Below are 26,943 nucleotides of genomic sequence, written 5' to 3'. Positions count from 1 at the left end.
ATTGAAAATAAGAAATATTAGAGGTGTTCAAATGGTTAGACAATCATCAGGACAAAATGACACACCGCTTCTCGAAATAAATGAACTCCAGACGGGATTTAAAATCGGAAAAGATTACTATAATGCCGTTGAGAAAGTTTCATTTAAAGTAGATCGCCGCAAAATTGTCGGAATAGTCGGAGAATCCGGATGTGGAAAAAGTGTAATGTCGTTGTCCGTTATGCAACTCCTGCCGAAAGGGATCGGAAAAGTACGCGGAGGAGAAATTAAATTTGAGGGAAGGAACCTGGAAAAGCTTTCTGAACGGGAAATGAACAAAATTCGCGGAAAAGAAATCTCAATGATTTTCCAGGAGCCAATGACAGCCCTTAACCCTGTATTTACAATCGGGTATCAGCTTGAAGAAGTCCTGCTGAACCATGAGAATATTAATAAAAAAGAAGCAAGACAAAAGAGTATTGCTCTTTTAAAGAGTGTTGGTATTCCAAGACCTGAGAAAATCGTTGAAGAATATCCTCACCAGCTTTCAGGAGGAATGAGACAGCGTATCATGATCGCAATGGCGATTGCCTGTCAACCGAAGCTTCTGATTGCCGATGAGCCGACCACAGCACTCGATGTGACTGTACAGGCCCAAATCCTTGAGCTTTTGAAGGATATTCAGGAAGTTAATGATATGTCCATCATCATGATTACACACGATTTAGGCGTCGTCGCTGAAATTTGTGACGAGGTCATTGTTATGTATGCAGGTAAAATTGTCGAGCGAACTGATGTGGAAGAGCTGTTTGAAAGCCCTAAACATCCTTATACGCAGCTGTTGATGGGTGCTATTCCAAAAATGGATGAGAAAGTTGAAACGCTCGCAACAATTGATGGTCTTGTTCCATCCATTCAGAAAATGCCTCAGGTTGGCTGCCGATTTGCAAACCGCTGCCCGCAGGCAATGCCTGAATGCTTTACAGTGACACCTGAGCTTGCTGAGGATGCTCCACAGCACGAAGTGGCATGTCTCCTTTATGAGAACAGCAAGCCGAAAGAAAGGGTGGGAGACAGATGACGATGACACAATCAAGAGAAACAGCCGTTGACCAGCCAAAGACTGAAAAAGAGGTCCTTCTGGATATTCAGAATCTAAAAACCTATTACCCTGTAAAAGGAGGATTCTTTAAGCGGACTGTCGGTTATGTAAAGGCTGTTGATGATATCAATATTAAGCTGAAAAAAGGTGAAACGTTTGGGCTTGTAGGAGAGTCTGGCTGTGGTAAATCCACAACGGGCCGTACGATCCTCAGACTGCTGACACCTACTGACGGAAAAATTCTGTTTGACGGTAAAGATATTACGAACATTAAAGGCTCAGCATTAAGAAAAGCACGTCAGGATTTCCAGATGGTGTTTCAGGATCCTTATGCTTCACTTAATCCAACTCAGAGTGTTGGAGATATTATCTCTGAACCGATTCGTAATTTCAGAAAAGTCAGTAAAAAAGAACTGAAAAGTGAAGTACTTGAGCTGCTTCGCAGAGTAGGTTTGCCACCTGAAGCGTATGACAAATACGCGCATGAATTTTCAGGCGGTCAGCGTCAGCGTATCGGTATTGCGCGAGCGCTTGCACTTAAACCGAAGCTGATCATTGCAGATGAGCCGGTCTCCGCACTGGACGTATCTGTACAATCTCAGGTTTTAAATCTTTTAAAAGAGCTGCAGAACGAATTCGATCTCACATACTTATTTATTGCCCATGATTTAAGTGTTGTTAAACATATGAGTGATCGAATTGGTGTGATGTACTTAGGAAACATGGTGGAAGTTGCGACAAATGACAGTCTGTATGCTGAACCATTGCATCCATATACTCAGGCCTTGATCTCTGCCATTCCTGAAACGGATCCGAAGAAACGAAAAGAAAGAATCGTTCTACAGGGGGATGTACCATCACCTCAAAATCCACCATCAGGCTGCCCGTTCCATACGCGCTGTCCAATGGCGAAAGAGGAATGTTCGCAGATCAAGCCTACTTTAAAGGAGGTGAAACCTGGTCATCACGTAGCTTGCATTCTTTATTAACAAACAAACATTTTTGGGGGGAACAGAATGAAAAAGAAGTCCTTATTGCTAATGCTTGCAATGCTGTTAATTCTATCAGCATTCCTTGCAGCATGTAGCTCAGACAATGCAGCAGAGCCTGCAGAAAACGGTAACGATACAGAAGATACAGACACTGATACAGAAGGTACTTCTGGTGAAGCACAAGCCGGCGGTACACTAACATACGGATTTGAAACTGCACCTGAAGGTCTTTTCAACCCGGCATTTTACGGAATCGCAACAGATGCAGAAGTACTTTCATTATTTGATGAAGCATTATTTACTTACGATGAAAACCTTCAGCCTGAGCCTGGTATTGCTAGCTGGGAAACTGAAGATAACAAAGTATTTACATTCACTTTCCAGGAAGGTGTAATGTGGCACGATGGTGTTGAATTAACAGTTAATGACTGGGTATTCGCACTTGAAACAATTGCAAACCCAGATTATGACGGATCTCGTTACGCAAATGTACAGACAATTGAAGGAGCAGAAGCTTTCCGTAACGGAGAAGCTGATACAATTGCTGGACTTAATGTAATCGATGATTACACAATCGAAATCACTTTTGACCAGGCTCGTGTTAACAACCTTGTTAACGTTTGGTCTTATCCAATGTCACGTGCACAGTTCGAAGGCATTCCAGTTGCAGAAATGTCTGCATCTGAGCAGGTTCGTACGAAGCCGGTTGGTCTTGGACCATTCAAGGTTGAAAACGTAATTCCTGGTGAAGCTGTAGAAATGGTGAAGTTCGAAGACTACTGGAGAGGCGAGCCTAAGCTGGACGGAATCAATATCCGAGTTCTTGACAGCTCTACAATTGTAGGAGCACTAGGACAGGGAGATATCGATATGGTTTACCTTGCTCCTGTTAATGCACCTGAAGTTGAAGAACTTGATAATGTAGAAGTTGTCCGTTACCCGGGTCTTTCTTACTACTATATTGGATTCAAACTTGGTACATTTAACAACGAAACAAAAGAAATCACAGAAGATAAAGATAAGTACGCTGATCTGAACCTGCGTAAGGCAATGGCACACGCGATTGACCGTCAGGCTTGGGTAGACGCTTTCTTCTTCGGTTATGGTAAGCCGATTGATGGACCAGTTCCATCTAACCACTGGATCGCAGCAGACTCTGCTGATCTTGAAACATATGATTACGATCCAGAAAGAGCAAAAGAGCTTCTTGAAGAAGCTGGTTATGTTGATGTAGATGGTGACGGATTTGTTGAAGATCCAAACGGAGAGCCTTTCGTAGCGAAGTTCTCTCACTATGCAACTGGTAACCCGACATTTGAAACACGTGCTCAGGCAATCGTTCAGTACTGGCAGGAAGTTGGTATTAATGCTGAGCTTGAAATGACTGAAGTTAACCTTTACTACGAAATGATCGAAAAAGATGATCCTGCAATGGAAACATTCTTCGGCGGTTGGGGAACTGGAGCAGATCCGGATCCAACAGCTCTTTGGGGATCTGACCAGCTTTGGAACTACCCACGTTTCAAGAACGAAGAGTCTGACAAGCTTCTTGCTGACGCTCTAAACGTTGATATTGTTGGTACTGATGAGCAGGCACGTAAAGATCTTTATGTTCAGTGGCAGCAACTTGTAGCTTCTGAAGTACCAATGATCTTTATCGCTGAGCTTGATGAAATCGTAGCACTTAACGAGCGTGTAGAAAACGTTACATTCGATGTATCTGGCTACAACAGCCCACACGAGTGGTCGATCGCTCAATAAGACTTAATCTAGTAATGCTTGATAAGGAGAGTATCTATGTTAAAGTATACAATTCGCCGTTTACTCGGCATGATTCCAATGCTTCTCCTTATCTCCTTTGTAGTGTTTCTCCTGGCGAAAGCAATGCCGGGAGATTCACTTAGCGGGGAGATTGATCCACTGAATACAGATCCTCAATACATTGAAGAAATGCGTGAAAAGCTGGGGTATAATGATCCTCTCCCAGTACAGTATTTCAACTGGGTAAGTGGATTCCTACAAGGCGACTTTGGAAAATCAACACGATATAAAGTACCTGTCTCAACGCTTATTGCGGAGAGATTGCCAAATACTATATTCCTGGGTGTTACATCACTTGTCATTACGTATGTTCTGGCTTTTGCAATGGGGATTTTTGCGGGACGCAGACCTTATACAATAGGTGATAATATTATTGGAGGTCTGAATTATCTTGGACTTGCGATTCCATCATTTATTGCCGGGGTATTTGCGATTTATTTCTTCTCATTTAATCTTGGCTGGATTCCTTATGCTGGATCTGTCGAGGTTGGTCTTGAACGTGGGACCTTTGAATATTATGTAAGCCGTGTACATCACGTGTTAATGCCGGCAATCGTTCTGGGGCTGTTGGGTACAGCGAGTTACACTCAATTCCTGCGAAACGATATTATTGAGAATAGCCGGAAAGACTTTGTCCGAACTGCACGTGCGAAAGGAACGCCAACTTCAAAGATTTATAACGTTCATATTATGAGAAACTCAATTATTCCGCTTATCACCTTCTTAGGCTTTGATATTGCGACATTAATAAGTGGTGCGATCATTACCGAAACGATTTTCACTTATCCTGGAATTGGACAATTGTTCCTGGAATCGGTAGGTAATCGTGATTACCCGACATTAATGGTTATTACAATGATGCTATCAACACTGACATTAGTAGGTAATCTTGTTGCTGATATTTTGTATGGTGTTGTTGATCCAAGAATACGTCTGGATTGATGGAGGAGGAATGTAAATGGTGAACGTAACAGCAGATACAGGAAAGTCACAGGAAAAAACCATTAATATGTCTCCTTGGGCCATTGCCAGACGTAAGTTTCTTCGGAACAAACTGGCTATGATCAGCAGTTTCTTCCTGTTGACTGTTATTATTATTTCGTTTTTAGCCCCGTATATTACGACGGCCGACATCTCAAAGGTAAACATCAGCCAGATGTCACTTGAGCCGAGCGGCGAACACTGGCTGGGAACAGACAAATCAGGCCGTGATATTTTCACCCGTATTTTGTACGGAGGACGGGTATCACTTCTCGTTGGAATGTCGTGTACAGCGCTTGTAATCCTTTTTGGAACAATCGTTGGGGCAATTGCAGGTTTTTATGGCGGATTTGTTGACTCAGCATTAATGAGATTTACAGACTTCGTTCTAAACTTCCCATTCCTTGTGTTCGTAATCGTTATCGGTGCGATCTTCCAGGGACAGATCGACGGTTTAACCATTTTGATTGCCGTCATCAGTTTGCTCAGCTGGGGTGGGGTTGCCCGTATTGTACGGAGTAAAATCCTTGCTGAGAAAGAAAATGAATATATTCTTGCAGCGATTTCAATCGGCTGTAAGCCATCAAAAGTGATTATTAAGCATCTTTTACCGAATGTGCTTTCTACAATCATTGTACAGGCAACGATTCTATTTGCAGGTCTGATTGTCGCTGAGTCGGGATTAAGTTACCTTGGATACGGTGTACCTCAAACGATTCCAAGCTGGGGGAACATGCTGTCTGCTTCGCAGGAGTCAGATGTGTTAGCCAACAAGCCTTGGATCTGGATGCCTCCGGCGATCATCCTGACAATAACGATTCTTTCGATTAACTTCATTGGTGAAGGATTGAAGGATGCGTTTAATCCTAAATCGAATCGATAATATTTTCTCTTGAAAAAGCTGAGACTTTGTCTCGGCTTTTTTGTATATAGAAGCCGGAGCTGGGACATCCTGCGCTTTCCGCGGCCGCGCGGTGAGCCAGGTGTGCTGCGCACATCTGTCTCACCTGTCGCTTCTCTGCCGCAGGAGTCTCCGGATGTCCCAGCTCCTTTGAATGCTTCAAAAATATATTAGATTTAATTAATATTCCATGGCAGGACTAGCAAACTTCCCGTCCTCTCTTTCGATAAGTCAACATCAGCTCACTCGCCAGCAGTAGTTTTCAGATCTTTCTGCTATATTATAAATATAAATCCAATTTGAATTGATATTAAAAGATAAAAATTTCCCGGGGAATTTTAAGTATTATTGCATAGATTGTATTGAGGTGGGGAGGATGCTAAGGGTTATTTTATATTTGATTGGTTTTTGGCTGTTGTGCTTTGGTACGGTACATAGTGCGGTATTTTTGAATTTGATTCCATCGGGGTATACGGAAGAGGAATATGTTACTTATATGTTTTCTCATACTGAGACATATTTTATTCCGGTGGGGTTATTGCTGATTCATTTGTCCACGATTAAAAGAAAAAGCCTGGAGTGATTTCCAGGCTTTTGTTGTGGTTATTTTCTCTTGCGACCGAGTCCCATGGCGTTTTCCATTTTCTTCAGCATTCTCGTAGCTTCAGCATTCGCCTTTTCTGCACCTTTATCAAGGATACGGTCAAGTTCTTCAGAGTTCATTAACTCATTGTAACGATCCTGAATGGGTTTAATGCAGTTGACGACAACTTCTGCTAAATCAGATTTGAAGTCTCCGTATCCTTTCCCTTCATACATTTCTTCAATTTCACTAATGGATTTACCTGATAAAATCGAATAAATAGATAGCAGGTTAGATACGCCTGGTTTGTTTTCTTTATCAAATTTCACGATACCTTCTGAGTCAGTTACAGCACTTTTAATCTTTTTTGTGATTTGTGAAGGCTCATCCAGCATGGAAATGAATGATTTGTTATTTGGATCTGATTTACTCATCTTTTTAAGCGGGTCCTGTAATGACATGATACGGGCCCCTGTTTTCGGGATACGGACTTCAGGAATCGTGAAGATATCATTAAACTTTTTATTGAAACGCTCAGCAAGGTCTCTCGTCAGTTCTAGGTGCTGTTTTTGATCCTCACCAACAGGCACAAGATCCGTTTTGTAAAGCAGGATATCTGCAGCCATTAATGGCGGATACGTGAGAAGGCCAGCTGATACGCCTTCTTTACCATCCGATTTATCTTTGAACTGAGTCATCCGTTCGAGTTCCCCGATATAGGAAACACACTGTAGCATCCATCCTGCCTGAGCGTGTGCAGGAACCTCCGACTGAATAAAGAGAGTTACTTTTTCAGGATCGAGTCCGCTTGCAATGTACATCGCTGCCAGGCTTTTTGTATTTTTTCTGAGCTCTAAACGCTCTTGAGGGACGGTAATTGCATGCTGGTCTACTACACAAAAATAGCAGTTATAATCATGCTGTAAATCGACAAATTGGCTCATTGCTCCAATATAATTTCCAAGGGTGATCGTACCACTGGGTTGAATACCTGAAAAAATTGTTTTCATCGTTATCCTCCTGTTTTAGACAATATAAAAAACCATCCATCCCAACCTATAAAAATAGGAAGGGACGAATGGTTGTTCCGCGGTGCCACCCTTGATTGCAGCGTCATGCTGCCACTTCATTTCCTCATAACGCTGAGGCGCGCCTAAGGCTAATTCCCGACAAGGGGTTCACCGCGGAGCTCAAAAGTCCATTCGCTGTTTCCATGCATCTGCTTTCACCAGCCGCAGACTCTCTTAAGCATTTTCACAGGTACTATTCTTCATCACTGCCGTTACTTTATTTCTTATTATTATAATAGAAGAAGAATTCAATTATCAACTCGATTTCATTTAAATTTAATTTTCATCATTCAAATGAAGGATAACTGATATGAGAAAAATAGGCTGGACTGCCTGTTTTGTGTCAAAAACGAAATTATTGCAAAATAAGCTAAACTGCCGTTTCATTTGGCTTTAATCATTGTTAAAATTAAATAGTACATAAAATCAGATTAGTAGGAGAGATAAGTCGTGTCATTGAAAAAACTAACAGCTGCTGCCGGAATTGCGTTATTGGCCGTATCTTCATTCCAGTCAGCCGTTCAGGCAGAAGATAAAGCAGATCATCAAACAGATCACCAGATCAGGGAGATGTTCCAGACATCCAAAGTATTACCAGAATCAATGCCAAGGTTTATCTATGACTCGGGTTTATCATTTGAGTATCCAGACGCAGTCAGAGGAATTTACGTCACAGGTCACTCTGCAGGAGGAGAGCGCTTCAACTCCCTGCTGGAATTGATGAATACGACAGATTTGAACGCTATGGTGATTGATGTAAAAGAGGATCATGGTTACCTTACTTACGTTCCTGAAGAGGATTCACCGTATTACGATATTGGACAGCCATACATAAAAGATATGAGGGGAGTACTTGAAACCCTCGAAGAGAATAATGTTTATCCAATTGCCAGAGTAGTCGTATTTAAAGACTCTGTGCTTGCACAAAAAAGACCTGATCTGTCTTTTCAGGATAACGGGGAAATTTGGGCGAACGGACGTGGTGAATCGTTTGTAAACCCATTTGAGAAAGAAGTCTGGGATTATAATGTTGAGATTGCCATTGAGGCAGCTAAAATGGGCTTTCAGGAAATCCAGTTTGATTACGTCCGTTTTCCAGAAGGATTTGAGAACCGTGATGACGAGCTTGTTTACGGAACCGGTCAATATGGAGACGATGAAGGAGACAACGTATCAAAGCGAGTTGATGCTGTTTCAGACTTTGTAGCGTATGCTTCAAAACAGCTTGAACCTTATGATGTAGATGTGTCTGTTGATATTTTTGGTTATTCTGCAACTTTACCTGAGGCACCTGGTATCGGTCAAAACTTTACACGCATTTCAGAAAGCGTGGACGTTATTTCTTCCATGATCTATCCAAGTCATTGGACTTCATATTTTGGGATTGAAAAACCTGATTTAGAACCATACAATCTTATTGCTGAATATTCAAAAGTTGAAAACGCCAAGCTGGCTGAACTTAAAGATCCACCAGTATCAAGGCCGTGGCTGCAGGACTTTACGGCCTCTTATCTTGGATCTGGTAATTATCTGGTTTACGGTGCAGCTGAGGTAAGAGCGCAGATTCAGGCGCTTTATGACAATGGGATCAATGAATTCTTATTATGGAATGCCGGCAACAGTTATACTGAAGGTGTGAATTATTTACCTTGATAATAAGTAAACGGGACATAACGCTGATCAGCGGCGTTATGTCCCGTTTTTTTTAGATACAAATAAAAAGATAAGCTTTTAAATATTTTTCATAATCTGGTTTAAAACTTTTCGTAAAGGGTATTTATAAGATGTTAAAGATGACCCCACGACTTTACCCTCAAACCGTTTAAACCCAACAGATAATATCCATGGAAAGGGAGAATGCCCATGCACTGGTATGAAAAATTAAAAGACTATTTTCCGGTTGAAGAAATGAAATCACAAAAACATATGGAAATACTTTTGAAAGATAAGGGCGATATTTATCACAAAGATGAAGGTCCAAAGCATGTGATGATGTACGTGGAGACAGATGAATTTATTTTTATTGATTATTTGTTTGTATCAAGTGAAGCACGAGGCGAAGGACTTGGTGCACAATTAATTCAAAAGCTTAAGGATAAAGGCAAGCCGATCATCCTTGAAGTAGAGCCTGTTGATTACGAAGATACAGATACGGAAAAAAGGTTACGCTTTTATAAAAGAGCCGGCTTTGAACACGCTGTTTCTATTGGATATAACAGACGTTCACTTGCTACAAATGAAGTTAATGCAATGGAGATTCTTTACTGGGCACCTAACGGGGAATCAGAGGATATTATTTATGAATCCATGAAAAAAACATATGAGTCGATCCATACTTACAAAGATGAAGAGTTATATGGTGAACAATATGAACCGGTTGAAAAAGTGCTGAAGAATGACCGTGAGGATGGAAAAGACGTTCTGGAAGGAATATAATATTTTCAATCATTACGTGTAATTGAGAATAGATCATCCTGATTGAAAATTTGTGTTTAAAAAAAAGTATTTCGGGAATATTAGATGTATGCAAGATCATATAAGAACAAACAGCTTTATATCACTTTTATGACAATTTCGTTAACCCCCTGTTCAACTATTGTACACTTGTGTATAATAAAATTAAGATATCTTAGTTAAAACAATTTTAATTTAGGTATCAGAGAATTAAAATGATTTTAAATTTCTTTCATTGAGGGAGTGTGAATGGTTCATGGTAACTTTGTTCACTTCACCTAGCTGTACATCGTGCAGGAAAGCAAAAGCCTGGTTAGAAGAGCATGAGATTCCATATACAGAGCGTAATATTTTTTCTGAACCATTAAGCATTGATGAAATCAAAGAAGTATTGAGAATGACAGAGGATGGAACAGACGAAATCATCTCAACGCGTTCTAAAATTTTTCAAAAGCTTAATGTGGATTTAGAATCTCTACCGCTGCAGGATCTGTTTGAATTAATTCAGGCAAATCCAGGGCTGCTTCGCAGACCGATTATTATGGACGAAAAGCGTCTTCAGGTTGGATATAATGAAGATGAAATCCGTCGATTCCTGCCACGGAAAGTTAGAACTTTCCAGCTTCTTGAAGCTCAAAAAATGGTTAATTAATGATTGATACTGAGACTTGTCCCGTTTTTTTGCCGGACAAGTCTTTTTCATTGTTTATTACTTTATTATTTTTATGATTTTAAAAAGCTTGTCCCCTGGTCTTACTGTTTTCGTTGCCGGCTGCTGTATAAGGATGGAGCGTACACGGTGAATTCAGAATGCTTGAAATTAACCGCTAAATAGTCTACACTCAAGTGACAATCATTAAAAAGATTAGACGTTTATAATTTCCCTTTGAGGCGTAATTATCATACAATAACAGTATAGAAAGATCACCCTATTCTCACAAGTAATGGAAGGTATTATCACCTATGACTTAGGGGGGAGATTCCCTTCATCCAACACATAGGAAGGGAGAGTTGAAAGATGGAAATAGAACGCATTAACGATCATACCGTAAAGTTTTACATTTCGTATGGCGATATTGAAGATAGAGGGTTCGACCGTGAAGAAATCTGGTACAACCGGGACAAAAGTGAAGAGCTCTTCTGGGAAATGATGGATGAAGTTCATCAGGAAGAGGACTTTGCTGTTGAAGGTCCGCTTTGGATTCAGGTTCAGGCACTTGAAAAAGGTCTAGAGATCCTTGTTACAAAAGCGCAGGTAACAAAAGATGGAGAGAAATTTGAGCTGCCAATGCCGGATGATAAAAATCAGAGTGGATCGATTACCAATCAAATTGAGGACTATCTAGGTGATCATTTTGATATGGATGATGATTCTTCACCTGATCAGGAAATGAACATTACCCTGAGATTCAAGGATTTTGAAGATGTTATTTCACTATCCAAACGTTTTGACCATGAAGACTTACATTCAAAGCTTTTTGTATATGAAGAGATTTATTACCTGTTTGTCGAATTTCCTGAGGAATATTTTGATGAAGGCGATCTTGAAAACATTTCAAGCATCCTTCTGGAATATGGCCAGGAAACACAGCTCACGATTCACCGACTTGAAGAATATGGTAAGGTTGTCATGAGTGACAATGTCTTTAAAAATGTACAACAGTATTTTGCATAAATAATTTTGTCTGCACGGCTTTATTGAATTCAGTAAGGCTGTGCAGATTTTTTTGAGGTGAAAAAATGCTGACTGCACTAAATGAGAAAAACGAACTTGTTTCCCTGTTCCAATTTAACTCGAGAGATCAACTGACTAAAATCCACGCTAATTCCTCTTTCATCTGCTCTTCATGTAAAGCCCCTGTTATCCTGAAAATAGGAAGAATTAAAATTCCTCATTTTGCTCATCATGCCAAAAAAAACTGTTCATCTGCTTCAGAAGGAGAAACAGACAACCACTTAAATGGAAAAAAATCTTTGTATAGCTGGTTACATAGTCTTGGATTGAACCCTGAGCTGGAAAAGGTATATGAGGAAATCGGCAGGAGAGCGGATATTGGTGTGAAATCGGGTAATCTGGAATATGCGATTGAATATCAATGTTCAGCAATCGCTCCTTACATCAAGTCTGAGCGTACAAAGGATTACCGCTCATTAAACATTATCCCGTTTTGGATTCTTTCGTATGAGACCCTGCAACTTTCCGAAAGCAGGATTGTTAAACTGACCGAGTTCCATCAGCAGTTTCTACGATATTCAGAAGCCCTCAAGCAGTATTTTCTTCTTTTATATTCCTCTGAAATGACAACGTTTATGATCATTTATCTCATTGCCCCACTTTCAAAATATTCATTTATTGTGAGGCTAGAGCGATTGCCTCAAGAATGTGTTCCGTTCCCTCACATCCCAGTGAAGTTCAGCAGCCTGGATGCTGAACTTTTCTCCTCATATCTAATCCACCGTGAAAAGTGGATTATTAACCGCTATAAATATAATGTCGGCATAAAAGATCAATTTCTCAGAATGCTGTATGAAGGCAAAGAAACAATCTTGCTTAATCCCCCATGGAATGGTCTTCCTATGCGTTCAAACCTCAATTTCACCACATATGCCTGTGAGTGGCAGACTTATCTATATTTATACATGAAAAAGGGAGGGATTATGACTGAGAAGAAACTAATTATCTATATGGAGAAGCTCATAAAACAAGGGGTTATTGCCCTAAGAAGGAATCAAGCTGATACCAGCTGTCGTTTTGTAGCTGAATCCGTAAATGAATGGCTCGAAATGATGGAAGCTTGCCATATCGTAATAAAAATAGGGGACCAATATTCTTTAAACCCTGACCATATTGTTTTCAAAATTGATTGTGTTGAGAATAGAAATAAAGTCGTCGAACATTTTATGAATAATTATATGCATAAAATCATAGAATTATATAATGCCAGATAGTTGCAAGAAGCATTAAAAAAAGAGAAAATAAAGAAAGTTCTAGAAAATGATAGGGGGACGAAATAAATGGCAGAACAGGCAGTACAAACATTGAAGGAACGACGTGAGGTACCCGTAGAATTAACTTGGGATTTAGAAGCTATTTTTTCCACAGATGAAAAATGGGACGAGGAATACAAGGCAGTTCTTGAAGATTCAAAAAAAGCTCATGATTTAAAAGGCACGCTATCAAAAGGTGCGGATTCTTTTTATCAGGCGCTGGATTTCCAGAGTCAGATCATGCAGAGACTTGAAAGACTTTATACATATTCTCATATGCGGTTTGATCAGGAAACAACCAACTCGTTTTATCAGGGTATGGATGACCGTGCTAAAAACCTGGTTTCACAGGTAAGCAGCTCATTCGCCTTTTTAGTACCGGAAATTCTTTCGATTGAGGAAGAAAAAATTAATCAGTTTATTGAAGAGAAGGAAGAATTGCAGTCTTACAAGCATTCGATTGAAGTGATCAATGCACAGCGTCCGCACGTGTTATCAGCCGAAATGGAAGGTCTGCTTGCAGAAGCGTCAGAGGTTCTGAATGCTTCTTCAAACACGTTTGGTACACTGAACAATGCAGATTTGACATTTCCAACGATTAAAAACGAAAAAGGTGAAGAAGTCGAGGTGACACATGGGCGCTTTGTGAATTTCCTCGAAAGCAGTGACCCGCGTGTCAGAAGAGATGCGTTTAAAGCTGTTTATGAAACGTATGGGAAGTATCGCAATACTTTTGCTTCAACACTTGGCGGTCAGGTGAAAAAAGACAATTTCTCTGCGCGGGTAAGAAATTATGATTCTGCGCGTCATGCTGCTTTATCTGTGAACAGTATTCCTGAGGACGTGTATGAGAACCTTGTTAATACTGTAAATAAAAACCTTCCACTGCTGCATCGCTACGTGAAGCTGCGTAAAAAGGTGCTTGGTTTGAACGAACTTCATATGTACGATCTGTATACGCCACTTGTGAAGGATGTAGACATGAAGGTCCCTTATGAAGAGGCAAAACAAATGATGGTTGAAGGCCTCAAACCGCTCGGAGAGGAATATCAGGCCATTGTTAATGAAGGACTTGAAAACCGTTGGGTCGATGTCGAAGAAAACAAAGGCAAACGCAGCGGTGCATATTCATCCGGTGCTTTTGGAACAAACCCTTATATTCTTATGAACTGGCAGGATAATGTGAATAATCTCTTCACATTGGCTCATGAATTTGGACACAGTGTGCACAGCTATTATTCAAGAAATAATCAGCCATATCATGACAGCGGTTATTCAATTTTCGTTGCAGAGGTTGCCTCAACTTGTAATGAAGCACTTTTAAATGACTATCTGTTGAATACGATCACGGATGAGAAGAAGCGCTTATATATTTTAAACCATTTCCTTGAAGGATTTAGAGGGACAGTTTTCCGCCAGACGATGTTCGCTGAATTCGAGCATATTATTCACCAAAAGGCTCAAAATGGTGAAGCACTTACAGCTGAATCGCTTACTGAGGAATACTACCAGCTGAATAAAAAGTATTTCGGTGAAGATGTGATTGTAGACGAGGAAATCGGGCTGGAATGGGCGAGAATTCCACACTTCTACTATAACTATTACGTTTATCAATATGCGACAGGCTACAGTGCTGCAACAGCATTAAGCAAAAAAATTCTGCAGGAAGGGCAGCCTGCAGTAGAGCAGTACATTAACGAATTTCTAAAGGCCGGCAGCTCTGATTATCCAATCGAAGTATTAAAGAAAGCCGGTGTAGATATGACTACGGCGGAACCGATTGAAGCTGCATGTAAAGTGTTTGAAGAAAAACTGAAGGAAATGGAAGAGCTCCTGTCTTAAATTTCTATTATCTCCGGGAATTTGAATGTTATAAGGATCGTTTGATGTTTTAGACTCTCAACAGATTTCAAAAGAAGCCGGTTCGATCCGGCTTCTTTTTTGTACCCAAAATCAACTTATTAATCAACTTATTGTCTTCTCGAAAAAACTCCTGAACGTTTAAATATTCTGCCATAGTGGAATGTCCAGATGAAAAAAAGAATAGATAAAAATAAAAAAACTGATGAAATAAAAACACTGTAGATCTCGAGCAGTGCAAGAAGGTGAAAAATAAAAGCAACAGGAATCACAAAAATACACAAAATCAGACGAATCCATTTCATCGCAGTTCCTCCCAATTCAATGTATGAAAAGGAAAACAAATTTATTCAGCTAAATGACTTGTCACACTTGTAAATACATGATAAGCTAGACGTGTGAAATTGATCACATGCAAACATATACCCCTTTGTTTGACCGTGAAAAATTTCTCCCATCCCCTTTGTTCGTAATGAAAAGCCTTCATCTGTTGATGAAGGCTTTTCGCTTTATTTCATGATTATTTAATTTAGAAATCGTGCCAGGCCATTCCTTCGCTTTCCATTGTCTAGCTTTGGCGGGCAGGGACTAGCAAACTTCCCGTCCTCTCGTTCGATAAGTCAACATCGGTTCACTTCGTTCACCGTGTTTCCTTTATCTTCGTCGAGGCCGGTCCAGTTTGTACGTCCCTAAACGCCAGCCTCCGCTTTTCTATGGCCACGCGGTGAGCCAGCTGTGCTCCGCACATCTGTCTCACCTGTCGCTCCTCTGCCGTAGGAGTCTACGGAATGAACTGGCACTTTTTAAAAAAACATTTATATCTTTTCCCTTTTAATCATGATGTTTTAAATGTGAAATGTAAATTGAATCTTATAATGGAATCGCAGATGAATTTCAATACTCCAGCTTTTAATTGTATTAATAAAGATAACGCCAAAATGTTCCTTGTTTTGCTTCGATTTTTTCTATTTTGTTTTTGAACATCAGTTTCTTTAAGGATTTTTCAGCTTCAGCGGTTGTAAGTCCATAAACTTCGGCCACTTCCGGAGTTGCTGCGAGCCGGTAGCGTTTAATAAAATCCTCAATTGAAGGGAGTTCTTTTTTCTCCACTTTTCTTTCAAGCATTTCCTCAACAATTTGCGCATAAATCTCATAAGGGTACAGACCGTCTACTTTAATTCCTTCATCCTCGATATTTTCATTAAAGAATACAAGTGTCGGTGTACTTTCAACGTCCATTTCACCGGCAATTTTAACGTCACATTGAAAGGCTTTTGATGCCGTTGCAGAATTGATATCATGTATAAATTCTTCTGTATCCAGCTGCGCTTTTTCTGCACACTCTATCAGAACGTCAAATGTTGAGATGTTCTGTTTTTCCATAAACAGTTGTTCCTGAACCGCTCTGAGAAAGCGGCTGCCTGCTTTTTTTCCTTGAAGTTCTGCTGCTTTAACAGCAATGGAGGCGATAAATGGAGACTCTACAGGATTTTCAATCCATAATGAGCCATCACATGGCATATCGGAATATTCTGCTGTTGATTTCCATGCATTTGCTAATTCTTTTCGCTTTTTTGATGTGCAGCAGTTAAGAGTGGAAAGGTCACTGCTTAAAATATATTTGATCCGGATATACGGTTCGTATTCGATCATCAGCTTTTTCAGTTTCGGTTCCAATGCCCAACATTTGGAGCAGAGCGGATCAGTGAATAGATAGATCTCCAGTGGCTTTTGGTCCTGGGTATACCAATTGGCCTCAGTCCATTTTTTTGCAGTCAATCCAAATCACCCTCATCAGCTGGAAACGTATTCACCATGTGGTTGGCAGTTAACGTAAGCCTGGAGAATAGAAAGTCTCTGAATTCTCCTTCCACACCTGTCTCATTCATTGCTTCATCCATACAGGTGAGCCAGGCTTTCGCACGTTCCGGCGTAATTTCATGTGGCAGATGTCTTGCTCTCAGCATTGGATGTCCGTGCTCTTCTGTGTAATAGGCTGGTCCGCCTAGATATTGAGTTAGAAATTGCTTTTGTTTTCGAATGGTTTCAGTCAGATCATCCGGGAAAATAGGAATAAGCAGCGGATGGTTCCCGACTTTTTCGTAAAAAGCATGTACAAGCTCAGTCAGCTTCGCTTCCCCGATCATCTCGTATGGTGTTTCTGTCTGTTCAGCCATGATACATAACCCCTTTACGCTCGATTTCTTGTCGATTGTAAGTATATTGTAGCAACCGGGGATTGTTTTCTCAAATAACTCGCTTTGGGAGAATCAGACAGGTGTGTATATATAAGAAGTTTTTGGAGTAGTTGATGCTTAATATAAACAGAAGAATCGGGCCGGTGTCATCCTTCGCTTTCCATTGTCTAGCTAATGCGGGCAGGGACTAGCAAACTTCCCGTCCCCTCGTCCGATAAGTCAACATCAGCTCACTGCGTTCGCTGTGTTTCCTTTATCTCCGTCGGGGCCAGTCCAGTTTGTACGTCCCTTAACGCCCGCTTCCGCTTTTCTAAGGCCAGGCGGTGAACCCGCCTGTGCTTCGCACATTCGGTTTCACCTGACCCTTTCCGCCATAGGAGTCTACGGATCACACCGCCCCTAGAATTGTAGTTAACCGTCTTACAAATGAGATAAAAAAGTTCTTAAATAAAGAAAAAAAGATATTTTTTGGTTGTGAGTATATTTTTGGTGGTGTCCTTGCCCATAATTTTTTCTGCCAAAGTAGCCTACGGTTGACACCAGCCCTTTGTAGAAGACAGCAGGCTTTTAATTGTACAGTTAAGAAATTAAAAAACCTTGCTGCATGTTTGGCAAGGTTTTTTGGTGTTTGTTTGTGATTTTACTTGAATGTAAATTATGCCAGGTAGGAATCCATTACTTTTCTTACATAGTTGGTTGTTTCTTTGAATGGCGGGATGCCATTGTATTTGTCAACGTTTCCTGGTCCTGCGTTGTAGGCGGCCAGGGCAAGTTTTGGATCCTGGTTGTAGCGGTTCAGCATGTCGCGCAGGTATTTAACGCCGCCTGTGACGTTTTCCTGCGGGTCAAAAATGTTTTTGACACCGAGCCATTTGGCTGTTCCGGGCATCAGCTGCATTAAGCCGGATGCACCTGCGTGGCTGACAGCGGTCGGGTTGAAGTTGGATTCATGTTTGATGACGGATCTGACCAATTTTTCAGGGACGCCGTAACGTGCGGAAGCCTCAGCAATAATCCGGTCGATTGAGTTTCCTGACTTAGGTATGTCACTTACAGGCGTTTCTACTGCTGGAGGCTGTAATAAAGAAGCCTGTGAAATCAGCGGCATCATGGATTCTTTCTGCTCAAGCAGGCCTGCTACGGAACCGAGCTGGTTTGGATTCATTTCAGCCTGCTGAATGAGCTGGCTGAATGAGCCTAAGCCGAAATCCATCGTATCCGATTGGGAAGACTGCTGGGAGCCAAGCGTCCGCATTGCCTGAAGCTGCAGCATTTTGTTAAGGGATTGAATGTCCATTTATAGCATCTCCTTCAGATGACAGGGGGTTCCTGTCGTCGTTGTGGATTATCGTCCTGATTGAATAAGGCGAACTTTTTCCTTATAAAACCTCTTTATTTTACTATCGGTTTCACGGACAGGAATTTCATAGGAAGATAGTAATGACATGAATTTCTTTTCCCCGTCCTGCCTGTCACTGACTTCATATTCAACTTCAAAATCTTCTTTATTTAAATAAAAGCTGTGGTCAAGCACGAGCAGACCACCTTCGTATTCAGTTTCAATCCGTTCAGTGGTGAGGCTTCCGAAATGAATAATATCACTTACAGGGATATTAAGAAGCTCAAGCAGGTCTGATATTTCGCCGCTCTTCAGTCCCCCGCCATTCATCATATCTTCTGAATCAAGTGAGGTAATGACCTGGTGGGTTTCAAGTACTCCTTCTTCAACCGGCTGTTTTAAGGTCAGCACTGCTCTTTTGTCTTTTTCCCTGATTCTCAGTGCGGCTCCAGCTTGTTTTAAATGAAAAAGAGGAGTATCGAAATAATGGTTGACCTGCTTAACAGGAGATGTATGCCCGTATGTATTCAGCAGTCGCTGATATTCATCTTCTGTCAGGAGATTCTTAAATTCAATTTCAAGTTCTTGTGACATTGTTATACGCTCCCTTTTAATGATATCTTCAATTATGGATGGTTTTGTGAGAAACTGCAATGCCGGGATGAAAACCCTGAGCCGGCTGTGCTAAAATAAATAAGCAGGAAGGAGTCATGTCATTATGATAAAAAAAGTATGGCTTACAAGCCTTGAGTTAAAAGAAAATGAATGTATTCTTACGGGAGAATCAAATGATACATTTGATGCGCTGTCACCAGCAGGGAAAATGATCGTTGATTCAGATGAAAGGGCCTTTGTTTACCTGGCTGATGAAGAAAATTCAGCTCATTATACATATCTATACATCCCCGATTTTCTATGGACGGATCTCAAACGTTCCCTCAGTGTCCATCCGGTATACGTTTCTCTTCAAGGGCAAAAGCTTGAATTAAAGGATCTTGAGGAAGAAATTGAGTATTTAATTTCCAATATTGAGGGTAACAGTAACTATGGAGAAGAAATGGTCAAACAGGTTGAGGACATTTTTCTTGAAAAGAAAGTGGAGGAATAATTCTGCAGCATACAAATTGAAGAGGTGATGCGGATGAAGAATTGGGAGGCTTTTTTAGAACCATACAAACAGGCCGTTGATGAACTTAAGATCAAATTAAAAGGGATGAGAAACCAGTTTCAACTGGAGCAAACCCATTCTCCAATAGAGTTTGTGACAGGAAGAGTAAAGCCTGTAGCAAGTATTAAAGATAAAGCCCGTGAGAAGAATATCAGAATGGACCGCATTGCGGAAGAGATGCAGGATATTGCCGGCGTCAGAATGATGTGTCAGTTCGTTGATGATATTGAACGTGTTGTGAAGCTGCTCAGGCTGAGAAAAGATTTTGTCATTGTGGAAGAAAAAGATTATATTTCAAACAAAAAAATAAGCGGATACCGTTCCTATCATGTGGTGATTGAATATCCGGTTCAGACCATTAATGGTGAAAAGAAGATTCTTGCAGAGATTCAGATCAGAACGCTTGCGATGAATTTCTGGGCAACGATAGAACATTCACTGAATTATAAGTATCAGGGACAATTCCCGGAAGATATTCAGAACCGTCTTCAGCGCGCAGCGGAAGCCGCTTTCCGTCTTGATGAGGAAATGTCTGAGATCAGAGAGGAAATTCAGGAGGCTCAGGCGTTTTTTCAGAAAAAGAAGGATGACAGCAATGAAAAATCCATTCGAAAACATGATCAGAATCGCTGGAGAGAAGGGGGGCGCTATATATGAAATTTGCCATTACATCAAAAGGGGATGCCAAATCCAATGCCCTGATGCATAAAATGAGGACATATTTAAAAGATTTTAACCTCGAATATGATGAAAATGAACCTGAGATTGTTATTTCTGTCGGTGGAGACGGAACCCTTTTGTATGCTTTTCACCGTTACAGCTCCCGACTTTCCAAAACAGCCTTTGTTGGGGTTCATACGGGTCATCTCGGGTTTTATGCGGACTGGGTACCTGATGATATTGAAAAGCTTGTGATTGCGATCGCCAAAACGCCTTATCAGATTATTGAGTATCCACTTCTGGAAGCGATTATCCGTTATAAGAGCGGTGGACGTGAAACGCGCTATCTGGCATTAAACGAGTCAACCGTTAAAAGTGTGGATGGAACACTGGTAATGGATGTTGAAATTCGCGGCCAGCATTTTGAGGTGTTCCGTGGCGACGGTTTGTGTCTTTCCACGCCGTCCGGTTCAACGGCCTACAACAAAGCGCTCGGCGGGGCGATTATTCACCCTTCTTTACCGTCCATTCAGCTTGCAGAGATGGCTTCGATTAATAACAGGGTGTTCAGAACCGTCGGATCTCCGCTCATTATGCCTGCCCATCATACGTGTATGCTGAAGCCTGTGAACCGTTCTGATTTCATGATTACCATTGATCATCTTACCCTGGTACATAAAGATGTGAAGTCGATTCAGTATCGCGTTGCTGATGAAAAAATCAGATTTGCAAGGTTCCGTCCGTTTCCATTCTGGAAGCGGGTGCACGATTCATTTATCGATGGATAAGCAGTTTTCGCTCGAATGGACGGTTCATCAGCAGGAAGATCAACTGCTGCTGAGAGATTTTCTGGGGGGAAAAGGCGTTTCAAAAAGAGCACTCACCTCAATCAAATATGATGGCGGCCTGATTACAGTCAATCAAAACGAGGTTACGGTCCGTTATGTACTGAAGCAGGATGACCATGTGAAAATCTGGTTTCCTGTAGAGCAGATCAGTGAACAGCTTAAACCGGAAGAGGTTCCGCTGGATATTGTGTATGAGGATGACTATGTCCTTGTAATCAATAAACCGCCTGTCATGAATACAATCCCTTCGAGGGAGCATCCATCAGGATCGGTTGCCAATCTGCTTGCCGGATACTACCTGAAAAACGGTATTCATTCCGGCATTCATATTGTCACGAGGCTGGATCGTGATACTTCAGGAGCCATGCTCATCGCCAAGCATTCGCATATCCATCATCTTTTGAGTGAAATGCAGAAGCAAAAGAAAATTAATAGAATGTATGAAGCGATTGCAGAAGGTGAGATCACCCAAATGTCCGGTACCATTGATTTACCTATTGCTAGAAAAGGCAGCAGCATTATCGAGCGGGAAGTGAACAGTTCCGGAAAACGTGCGATTACACATTATGAGGTTCAGAGTACCGGACATCAGTTCACACACCTTTTTATCAGACTTGAAACGGGGAGGACCCATCAAATCCGTGTCCACTTTTCTTACTTAGGGCACCCGCTTGCAGGCGATGATCTTTACGGTGGTGGCAGAACAGAGATCTCCAGACAGTCACTTCACTGCCGATCAGTGGCATTTGAACACCCTGTGACTGGAGAAAACCTTCAGATACTTGTTCCTGTTCCTTCTGACATGCAGCAGGTTTTATCAAAAATAAACAGTCCTGATGAAACGTTGTAACGTTTCATCAGGACTGTTTTAATTTTTTTCAGCTCAGCAAACCCTAAAGAAGCAGCTTTATGACTTTATTCTTCAAACTCTTCATCTCTGAACTTTTCAGGCACGTAAGGCATGGAGGACGGAACTGAAACAATGTCCATCTCCGGATACCTTAATGCAGTAAGTTTATTGCCGAATACACAACCGGTATCAATGTTCACCGTTTTGTTTTTGAATCGTGGTGAATGAACAGGAGTATGACCATATACAACAAATGAGCTGCCTTTATAATGCTTTGCCCAGTCGCGTCTGACTGGCATGCCTTTTTCGTTTTTCTCACCCGTGATATCCCCATATAACACAAAGGTCGCGATCCGTTTATTCGATTGTCCGATATCATGCTCCCTGATCCCGGCATGAGCGATCACGAGCTTTTTTCGATCAATTATATGATAAAGAGGTGCATTTTCGTAAAGGGACATAAATTTGTTTTTTATGTCTGCATAATCTTCAGGATTGAGTTGATTTAATTCCTCTACTGTTGTCTCCAAACCGTGAACAATTTTCACATTATTTCCTGAGAAATAACGGTAAAGCTTATTGCAGTGATTTCCGGGTACGTAATAACCGCCAAGGTGTTCCACAATTCCAGATACATCCCGGATGACACCAAGTGAGTCAGGCCCCCTGTCTGTCAGATCGCCAACAAATGCAAGCTTTCTATTTTCTGGATGAACAGGAAGACCGCTGGACCAGTCGTAACCCAGCTCCTTTGTTAACTGGATCCATTCTTCCCTGCAACCGTGAATATCTCCAATAATATCAATTTTCATCTTACAGCCTCCAATTAAAATTCATAACGGTGAACCTGAAAAGACCATCAATGAAATCATCTGATCAGGCAAATGGACACTTTTCATACAGTTTACCACCATATGCGGTGAAAAATAAGCAAACTCCTGCTATGATTATGTTTGGATGGAAAGGAGTGTAGATAAAATGGCTGAACAGCAAATGGATAATGAACAAAAAGTATTTGATGAAGAGCTGCTGATAAGTTTACTGGAAGAAAATGATTTTGATACGTTCAGGGAAGAATATTTTGATCTGCACCCTTATGATCGTGCACAATTTTATTTCCGCCTGGAACCTGCACAACGAGTAAAAATATATGAGTACCTGTCTCCCGAAGAAATGGGAGAAATCATGGAAAACATCGATGCAGATGATGAAGACTATGAACCGCTTTTTGCAGAGATGAATCCTCAATATGCTGCTGACCTGCTCTCTCACATGTATACCGATGATGCGGTTGACGTGCTGAATGAGCTCGATAAAGAACAGGTTGCAAGCTACTTAACGATCATGGATAAGGAATCGGCAGAAGAAATCAAAAACCTCCTGCATTACGAGGAATACACCGCCGGTTCGATTATGACTACGGAGTTTGTCTCGATTCCTGAGCATTCCACTGTGAGATCTGCCATGGCCATCTTAAGAAACAAAGCGCCTGGCGCAGAGACAATCTATTATACATTTGTCATAAATGAAGATAGAAAGCTTGTAGGCGTTGTCTCTCTGAGAGACCTGATAACATCTGATGAAGATGTACTAATTAAGGACATCATGTCAGAGCGGGTTGTATCGGTATCGGTCGGAGATGACCAGGAAGATGTTGCCCGTACCATGAAGGATTACGATTTTCTTGCCCTTCCTGTAGTGGATTTTCAAAACCATCTACTTGGTATTATCACGGTTGATGATATCATCGACGTTCTTGAAGAGGAGGCTTCAGATGACTACTCCAAGCTTGCCGGGGTATCAGATATGGATTCACGGGACCGTACCCCGTTACGTGCAGCGAGGAAACGTTTGCCCTGGCTAATTGCCTTATTATTTTTAGGAATGATGACAGCTAATCTTATTGGCCGTTTTGAAGACACCCTTGAACAGGTGGCGATCCTGGCTGTATTTATTCCACTCATTGCCGGAATGGCAGGAAATACAGGAACCCAGGCGCTTGCCGTTGCAGTCAGAAGTATCGCAACCGGTGATATTAAAGACGAAAGTAAAATGAAGCTGATTTTAAGAGAAGCAGGAACAGGCTTCATTACAGGCAGCATCTGTGGTGTCATCGTAATCGGCATCGTCTACGTCTGGCAGGATTCACTATTTCTTGGTGTCCTGGTCGGCATATCAATCTTCGCCTCACTGATCGTAGCAACACTTGCGGGATCACTCGTCCCACTCGTCATGCACCGTTTCAACATCGATCCGGCCGTTGCATCCGGCCCATTTATCACAACAATTAACGATATTATCAGTATTCTCATTTACTTCGGAATCGCAACTTCGTTTATGAGTTATTTATAAGTTGTAATAAATCACTTTAGAGAAGCATTTATAAATAAAGAAAACGGACCAGCCACACCCTACGCTGTCTCACCTGTCGCTCCTCCGCCGCAGGAGTCTCCGGGTGTGGCTGGTCCTTTATGTGAAGAAGTTTGATTTATATAAAATAAAAATTCGTGTTATTTTCACATGAATAAATGTGCCCGGAGATCCTTAGGCTGATAGGAAAAGAGGAACCTTTGAGAGAAGTATATGGGATTCTCAGTAATTAAATGGGATTTTTCACCTTAATTATTTTGAATATTTTATTTAATACGGAATGGAAGTTCACAAATTTAAGGGCCTGGTCGCATCCGAAGACTCCTGTGGCGGAAAGGGACAGGTGAAACCGACTGTGCGAAGCGCAGACGGGTTCACCGCCCGGCCACGGAAAGCGTAGGATGCGACCAGGCCCGGTTTCTAATTTAATATTTTTTAAAATAGGGTTGATGATCCAAGAAAGTTACAAGCGCCGATTCAAAAAATAAATACATATCATTGATAAAATCATCATGAATATGCTAAATTAGTATCAGGTACTAATAACTTGTTCTAAAACAGGAGGCCAACAATGAGCTTATCATTAAAAGGAAAAACGATCGTCGTCATGGGTGTGGCAAATAAGCGCAGCATTGCATGGGGCATCGCTAAGTCACTTGATCAGGCAGGAGCCAATCTGATTTTTACATATGCAGGGGAAAGATTTGAAAAACCTGTTCGCGATCTTGTCAGCACGCTTGAAGGAAACCACGAGCTGATTCTTCCTTGTGACATCACAAATGATGAAGAAATTAAGGAATGCTTTAACATTATTAAAGAAAAAGCAGGCGTGATCCACGGATTCGCTCACTGTATTGCTTTCGCTGAAAAAGAGGATCTTCAGGGTGAATACTTAAGCACGAACCGTGACAACTTCTTACTTGCGCACAACATCAGCTCCTATTCACTGACAGCTGTTGCAAAAGAAGCACGTCCGTTAATGACTGAAGGTGGAAGTATTGTTACACTTACTTATCTTGGGGGAGAGCGCATCCTTCCAAATTACAATGTAATGGGTGTGGCAAAAGCATCTCTTGAAGCAAGTGTCCGTTATCTTGCTGGAGATCTTGGTAAAGACCAGATCCGTGTTAACTCGATTTCAGCCGGTCCGATCCGTACACTTTCTGCAAAAGGAATCAGCGATTTTAATTCAATTCTAAAAGAAATTGAAGAAAAAGCACCGCTTAGAAGAAACACGACTCCGGAAGAAGTTGGGGATACTGCTGCATTTTTGTTCAGCGATTACTCAAGAGGATTAACGGGAGAAAATCTTCATGTGGACTCCGGCTATCATATCGTAGGATAATCAAAAGCTGTCTGACCCATCGTGTCAGGCGGCTTTTTTAAAAAAAATGGGTCGGTAATTGAAGGGCTGAATAGATTTCTGAAAATCTGCATATCGTGTACCATACAAGGAGGGATCTTGATGGATCAGAAGAGTCAATCAGGAAAACCGTTGCTGTATGTAAATCAGCCTGATTTCAAGTCAGTAAAGCCGGTGATGCAGCACGTTTATCAGTCATCAGCAGACGTGCAAAAGCCCGTCCCAAAAAAGAAAGTTCCATTACCTCCACTTGAATTTGTAGAAAAAGAACCTGAACATAAAAAGCCGTTTGAAGAGCCCGTTGCCGAGAAAAAAGAAACAAAGGCAAAAGCACTTCCCTTCTTTACAGAATTAAAACCGTTTCGCAAAATGACACTGACAGAAAAAATGGATTACCTTCATTCCTTCGCGGGAAGAAGAGCACCTTACAGCTGTATTTTTACTTTCAACGAAGGAGAACCAGTAAACGGCTATCTTCATTCAATAAAAGGAGAACTATTCGAAATCAAAACACTCTCAGGAGATGTCTCCGAATATAAAAAGAAGGATCTTCAAGCTATCATGATTCAATAATCAGCTGTGATACTTTTTTTATAAAAAACTTTTTGTTGCGTTTTGTCTTAGTTGTCATGACGTTTAATTTTGAAAGGTAACTGATATTCAGAGGGCCGGATTACCCCGAAGACTCCTACGGCAGTGAAGGGACAGGTGAAACCATTGTGCGAAGCACAAGGGGTTCACCGCCCGGCCGTGGAAAGCGAAGGGGGAATCCGGCCCGGTTTACATATCAACAAAATTGAAAAAACCGAAATCCAAAAGGATTCCGGTTTTTTTAGAAAGATCAGGGAGTTCCCTTCGTTAGTCGCAAATACCGAGATATACGTCCTTGATACACTGCACTGCGCAGAAGCAGCTCAAATCAACCGTAATACAGCTGTCAGTTGATTCGAAATCATAAACCTTACATAACTTTCCAAGCTTGATTTTCGTTCCGCACTCATTCAGAAGGTCCACTTCTTTCCCTTCCTTATCCTTCGGCTCAAGCACTCGTAAAGTCGCACAGCAGCCATCGAAAATACTTTCCACTCTGAAAAACACAGAGATACAGTCATGATCGTAACGGTCTCCATCTCTGTAAAACGCGTGGAATGGTGAACCATCCTTCGTTTTTAAGACAAATACACGCGTGTCTGCACGACGGCGTCTTGACGGGGCAACAAGATCACCCAGCGGCTCAAGAAAACAGTTTGTTAAACAAGGCTGGCATTCTACATCAACTGCGTTATCCTGGATGTCCTTAATCGCGCGAACAACTTCACATACACAATTGCGATCAAAGCGCTCACCGGCTACATCATTATTCTTACCACAGCAACCCATTTTTTCTCCTCCTTTTATTGGATTCTCTATACGTTA

The 26,943-nt window shown here is 41.3% G+C and carries 26 protein-coding genes and 1 other annotated feature; of the genes, 18 read left to right on the top strand and 8 right to left on the bottom strand.

Features of this window, described 5'->3' with window-relative positions; translation table 11 throughout:
- The first annotated feature begins 31 nt into the window (after window positions 1–31).
- Genes H7968_RS08740 through opp4C form a run of 5 tightly spaced genes read left to right on the top strand, consistent with a single transcriptional unit; the run spans window position 32 to window position 5,758 of the window.
- Window positions 32–1,060 (top strand): ABC transporter ATP-binding protein, encoded by a 1,029-nt coding sequence (locus tag H7968_RS08740; RefSeq protein ID WP_227395768.1) that lies wholly within the window; start codon window positions 32–34, stop codon window positions 1,058–1,060.
- A gap of 2 nt (window positions 1,061–1,062) precedes the next feature.
- Window positions 1,063–2,070, top strand: a complete 1,008-nt coding sequence (locus H7968_RS08735; protein WP_227395912.1) for an ABC transporter ATP-binding protein — start codon at window positions 1,063–1,065, stop codon at window positions 2,068–2,070.
- A gap of 27 nt (window positions 2,071–2,097) precedes the next feature.
- Window positions 2,098–3,834, top strand: a complete 1,737-nt coding sequence (opp4A, locus tag H7968_RS08730; protein ID WP_227395767.1) for an oligopeptide ABC transporter substrate-binding protein — start codon at window positions 2,098–2,100, stop codon at window positions 3,832–3,834.
- Window positions 3,835–3,870: 36 nt separating this feature from the next.
- Window positions 3,871–4,836 carry an oligopeptide ABC transporter permease gene (gene opp4B, locus H7968_RS08725; protein WP_227395766.1) on the top strand — a complete coding sequence of 322 codons (966 nt, stop codon included), beginning with the start codon at window positions 3,871–3,873 and terminating at the stop codon, window positions 4,834–4,836.
- A 16-nt stretch (window positions 4,837–4,852) separates the two neighbouring features.
- The gene (gene opp4C / locus H7968_RS08720; protein WP_227395765.1) at window positions 4,853–5,758 is read left to right on the top strand and encodes an oligopeptide ABC transporter permease; all 906 of its coding nucleotides are present in this window, start codon (window positions 4,853–4,855) and stop codon (window positions 5,756–5,758) included.
- A gap of 621 nt (window positions 5,759–6,379) precedes the next feature.
- On the opposite strand, the gene trpS is transcribed toward opp4C, so the two are convergent.
- Entirely contained in the window at window positions 6,380–7,369 is a 990-nt protein-coding gene (gene trpS / locus H7968_RS08715; RefSeq protein WP_227395764.1) for a tryptophan--tRNA ligase, read from the bottom strand.
- 57 nt (window positions 7,370–7,426) lie between these two features.
- Window positions 7,427–7,645: a binding site (T-box leader), on the bottom strand.
- A 240-nt stretch (window positions 7,646–7,885) separates the two neighbouring features.
- Between trpS and H7968_RS08710 the strand changes: the two genes are divergently transcribed.
- The 6 genes from H7968_RS08710 (at window position 7,886) to pepF (ending at window position 14,713) form a co-directional block, all read left to right on the top strand.
- A complete protein-coding gene (locus H7968_RS08710) occupies window positions 7,886–9,082 on the top strand; it encodes a putative glycoside hydrolase (RefSeq protein WP_264476686.1) in 1,197 nt (398 codons plus the stop codon).
- Window positions 9,083–9,292: 210 nt separating this feature from the next.
- Window positions 9,293–9,865: a GNAT family N-acetyltransferase gene (locus H7968_RS08705; protein WP_227395762.1), complete on the top strand. Its 573-nt coding sequence runs from the start codon at window positions 9,293–9,295 to the stop codon at window positions 9,863–9,865.
- Between the two features lie 274 nt (window positions 9,866–10,139).
- Complete coding sequence (gene spxA, locus H7968_RS08700) at window positions 10,140–10,535, top strand: transcriptional regulator SpxA (RefSeq protein WP_134375218.1); 396 nt, start codon at window positions 10,140–10,142, stop codon at window positions 10,533–10,535.
- Window positions 10,536–10,901: 366 nt separating this feature from the next.
- A complete protein-coding gene (gene mecA / locus H7968_RS08695) occupies window positions 10,902–11,558 on the top strand; it encodes an adaptor protein MecA (protein ID WP_227395761.1) in 657 nt (218 codons plus the stop codon).
- A 65-nt stretch (window positions 11,559–11,623) separates the two neighbouring features.
- Window positions 11,624–12,832, top strand: coding sequence for a competence protein CoiA (locus H7968_RS08690; RefSeq protein WP_227395760.1), 1,209 nt, complete (start codon window positions 11,624–11,626; stop codon window positions 12,830–12,832).
- 66 nt (window positions 12,833–12,898) lie between these two features.
- On the top strand, window positions 12,899–14,713 hold the full coding sequence (pepF, locus tag H7968_RS08685) for an oligoendopeptidase F (protein ID WP_227395759.1): 1,815 nt from the start codon (window positions 12,899–12,901) through the stop codon (window positions 14,711–14,713).
- Window positions 14,714–14,841: 128 nt separating this feature from the next.
- On the opposite strand, the gene H7968_RS08680 is transcribed toward pepF, so the two are convergent.
- The 5 genes from H7968_RS08680 to H7968_RS08660 all read right to left on the bottom strand — a co-directional run bounded on the left by H7968_RS08680 (window position 14,842) and on the right by H7968_RS08660 (window position 18,862).
- Entirely contained in the window at window positions 14,842–15,036 is a 195-nt protein-coding gene (locus H7968_RS08680; protein ID WP_227395758.1) for a hypothetical protein, read from the bottom strand.
- Window positions 15,037–15,649: 613 nt separating this feature from the next.
- On the bottom strand, window positions 15,650–16,510 hold the full coding sequence (locus tag H7968_RS08675) for a ClpXP adapter SpxH family protein (protein ID WP_227395757.1): 861 nt from the start codon (window positions 16,508–16,510) through the stop codon (window positions 15,650–15,652).
- The gene (locus H7968_RS08670) at window positions 16,507–16,908 is read right to left on the bottom strand and encodes a globin domain-containing protein (protein WP_227395756.1); all 402 of its coding nucleotides are present in this window, start codon (window positions 16,906–16,908) and stop codon (window positions 16,507–16,509) included. The genes H7968_RS08675 and H7968_RS08670 overlap by 4 nt, the downstream gene beginning before the upstream one ends.
- Window positions 16,909–17,584: 676 nt before the next feature.
- Window positions 17,585–18,226, bottom strand: a complete 642-nt coding sequence (locus H7968_RS08665; RefSeq protein ID WP_227395755.1) for a lytic transglycosylase domain-containing protein — start codon at window positions 18,224–18,226, stop codon at window positions 17,585–17,587.
- A gap of 48 nt (window positions 18,227–18,274) precedes the next feature.
- On the bottom strand, window positions 18,275–18,862 hold the full coding sequence (locus H7968_RS08660; protein ID WP_227395754.1) for a CYTH domain-containing protein: 588 nt from the start codon (window positions 18,860–18,862) through the stop codon (window positions 18,275–18,277).
- Window positions 18,863–18,986: 124 nt separating this feature from the next.
- Here H7968_RS08660 and H7968_RS08655 point away from each other — a divergent pair, with 124 nt between their 5' ends.
- The 4 genes from H7968_RS08655 to H7968_RS08640 are packed head-to-tail and all read left to right on the top strand — an operon-like array spanning window position 18,987 to window position 21,794.
- The gene (locus H7968_RS08655) at window positions 18,987–19,376 is read left to right on the top strand and encodes a UPF0738 family protein (RefSeq protein WP_227395753.1); all 390 of its coding nucleotides are present in this window, start codon (window positions 18,987–18,989) and stop codon (window positions 19,374–19,376) included.
- A gap of 33 nt (window positions 19,377–19,409) precedes the next feature.
- Window positions 19,410–20,093, top strand: coding sequence for a GTP pyrophosphokinase (locus tag H7968_RS08650; RefSeq protein WP_227395752.1), 684 nt, complete (start codon window positions 19,410–19,412; stop codon window positions 20,091–20,093).
- On the top strand, window positions 20,090–20,884 hold the full coding sequence (locus tag H7968_RS08645; protein ID WP_227395751.1) for an NAD kinase: 795 nt from the start codon (window positions 20,090–20,092) through the stop codon (window positions 20,882–20,884). The genes H7968_RS08650 and H7968_RS08645 overlap by 4 nt, the downstream gene beginning before the upstream one ends.
- A complete protein-coding gene (locus tag H7968_RS08640; protein ID WP_227395750.1) occupies window positions 20,877–21,794 on the top strand; it encodes an RluA family pseudouridine synthase in 918 nt (305 codons plus the stop codon). The genes H7968_RS08645 and H7968_RS08640 overlap by 8 nt, the downstream gene beginning before the upstream one ends.
- 65 nt (window positions 21,795–21,859) lie before the next feature.
- On the opposite strand, the gene prpE is transcribed toward H7968_RS08640, so the two are convergent.
- The gene (prpE, locus tag H7968_RS08635; protein WP_227395749.1) at window positions 21,860–22,606 is read right to left on the bottom strand and encodes a bis(5'-nucleosyl)-tetraphosphatase PrpE; all 747 of its coding nucleotides are present in this window, start codon (window positions 22,604–22,606) and stop codon (window positions 21,860–21,862) included.
- A 166-nt stretch (window positions 22,607–22,772) separates the two neighbouring features.
- Between prpE and mgtE the strand changes: the two genes are divergently transcribed.
- The 3 genes from mgtE to H7968_RS08620 all read left to right on the top strand — a co-directional run bounded on the left by mgtE (window position 22,773) and on the right by H7968_RS08620 (window position 26,100).
- On the top strand, window positions 22,773–24,146 hold the full coding sequence (mgtE, locus tag H7968_RS08630) for a magnesium transporter (protein ID WP_227395748.1): 1,374 nt from the start codon (window positions 22,773–22,775) through the stop codon (window positions 24,144–24,146).
- A 589-nt stretch (window positions 24,147–24,735) separates the two neighbouring features.
- Window positions 24,736–25,509, top strand: a complete 774-nt coding sequence (gene fabI / locus H7968_RS08625) for an enoyl-ACP reductase FabI (protein WP_134375188.1) — start codon at window positions 24,736–24,738, stop codon at window positions 25,507–25,509.
- Between the two features lie 120 nt (window positions 25,510–25,629).
- The gene (locus H7968_RS08620; protein ID WP_227395747.1) at window positions 25,630–26,100 is read left to right on the top strand and encodes a spore coat CotO family protein; all 471 of its coding nucleotides are present in this window, start codon (window positions 25,630–25,632) and stop codon (window positions 26,098–26,100) included.
- 285 nt (window positions 26,101–26,385) lie between these two features.
- Here the strand turns inward: H7968_RS08620 and H7968_RS08615 are convergent, their stop codons facing one another.
- Window positions 26,386–26,907, bottom strand: a complete 522-nt coding sequence (locus tag H7968_RS08615) for a CotY/CotZ family spore coat protein (protein ID WP_227395746.1) — start codon at window positions 26,905–26,907, stop codon at window positions 26,386–26,388.
- Window positions 26,908–26,943 lie beyond the last annotated feature (36 nt).

It is taken from the genome of Jeotgalibacillus aurantiacus, from assembly GCF_020595125.1.
Classification (GTDB): Bacteria; Bacillota; Bacilli; order Bacillales; family Jeotgalibacillaceae; genus Jeotgalibacillus; species Jeotgalibacillus aurantiacus.
Note: the sequence above shows the minus strand (reverse complement) of the source record. Positions and strands in the feature narration are given on the sequence as shown.

Bases quoted from the DNA above. Each gene is read 5' to 3' on its own strand.
- H7968_RS08740 (WP_227395768.1), top strand. From the start codon at position 32: ATGGTTAGACAATCATCAGGACAAAATGACACACCGCTTCTCGAAATA.
- H7968_RS08735 (WP_227395912.1), top strand. From the start codon at position 1,063: ATGACACAATCAAGAGAAACAGCCGTTGACCAGCCAAAGACTGAAAAA.
- opp4A (WP_227395767.1), top strand. From the start codon at position 2,098: ATGAAAAAGAAGTCCTTATTGCTAATGCTTGCAATGCTGTTAATTCTA.
- opp4B (WP_227395766.1), top strand. From the start codon at position 3,871: ATGTTAAAGTATACAATTCGCCGTTTACTCGGCATGATTCCAATGCTT.
- opp4C (WP_227395765.1), top strand. From the start codon at position 4,853: ATGGTGAACGTAACAGCAGATACAGGAAAGTCACAGGAAAAAACCATT.
- trpS (WP_227395764.1), bottom strand. From the start codon at position 7,369: ATGAAAACAATTTTTTCAGGTATTCAACCCAGTGGTACGATCACCCTT.
- H7968_RS08705 (WP_227395762.1), top strand. From the start codon at position 9,293: ATGCACTGGTATGAAAAATTAAAAGACTATTTTCCGGTTGAAGAAATG.
- spxA (WP_134375218.1), top strand. From the start codon at position 10,140: ATGGTAACTTTGTTCACTTCACCTAGCTGTACATCGTGCAGGAAAGCA.
- mecA (WP_227395761.1), top strand. From the start codon at position 10,902: ATGGAAATAGAACGCATTAACGATCATACCGTAAAGTTTTACATTTCG.
- H7968_RS08690 (WP_227395760.1), top strand. From the start codon at position 11,624: ATGCTGACTGCACTAAATGAGAAAAACGAACTTGTTTCCCTGTTCCAA.
- pepF (WP_227395759.1), top strand. From the start codon at position 12,899: ATGGCAGAACAGGCAGTACAAACATTGAAGGAACGACGTGAGGTACCC.
- H7968_RS08680 (WP_227395758.1), bottom strand. From the start codon at position 15,036: ATGAAATGGATTCGTCTGATTTTGTGTATTTTTGTGATTCCTGTTGCT.
- H7968_RS08670 (WP_227395756.1), bottom strand. From the start codon at position 16,908: ATGGCTGAACAGACAGAAACACCATACGAGATGATCGGGGAAGCGAAG.
- H7968_RS08665 (WP_227395755.1), bottom strand. From the start codon at position 18,226: ATGGACATTCAATCCCTTAACAAAATGCTGCAGCTTCAGGCAATGCGG.
- H7968_RS08660 (WP_227395754.1), bottom strand. From the start codon at position 18,862: ATGTCACAAGAACTTGAAATTGAATTTAAGAATCTCCTGACAGAAGAT.
- H7968_RS08655 (WP_227395753.1), top strand. From the start codon at position 18,987: ATGATAAAAAAAGTATGGCTTACAAGCCTTGAGTTAAAAGAAAATGAA.
- H7968_RS08650 (WP_227395752.1), top strand. From the start codon at position 19,410: ATGAAGAATTGGGAGGCTTTTTTAGAACCATACAAACAGGCCGTTGAT.
- H7968_RS08645 (WP_227395751.1), top strand. From the start codon at position 20,090: ATGAAATTTGCCATTACATCAAAAGGGGATGCCAAATCCAATGCCCTG.
- H7968_RS08640 (WP_227395750.1), top strand. From the start codon at position 20,877: ATGGATAAGCAGTTTTCGCTCGAATGGACGGTTCATCAGCAGGAAGAT.
- prpE (WP_227395749.1), bottom strand. From the start codon at position 22,606: ATGAAAATTGATATTATTGGAGATATTCACGGTTGCAGGGAAGAATGG.
- mgtE (WP_227395748.1), top strand. From the start codon at position 22,773: ATGGCTGAACAGCAAATGGATAATGAACAAAAAGTATTTGATGAAGAG.
- fabI (WP_134375188.1), top strand. From the start codon at position 24,736: ATGAGCTTATCATTAAAAGGAAAAACGATCGTCGTCATGGGTGTGGCA.
- H7968_RS08620 (WP_227395747.1), top strand. From the start codon at position 25,630: ATGGATCAGAAGAGTCAATCAGGAAAACCGTTGCTGTATGTAAATCAG.
- H7968_RS08615 (WP_227395746.1), bottom strand. From the start codon at position 26,907: ATGGGTTGCTGTGGTAAGAATAATGATGTAGCCGGTGAGCGCTTTGAT.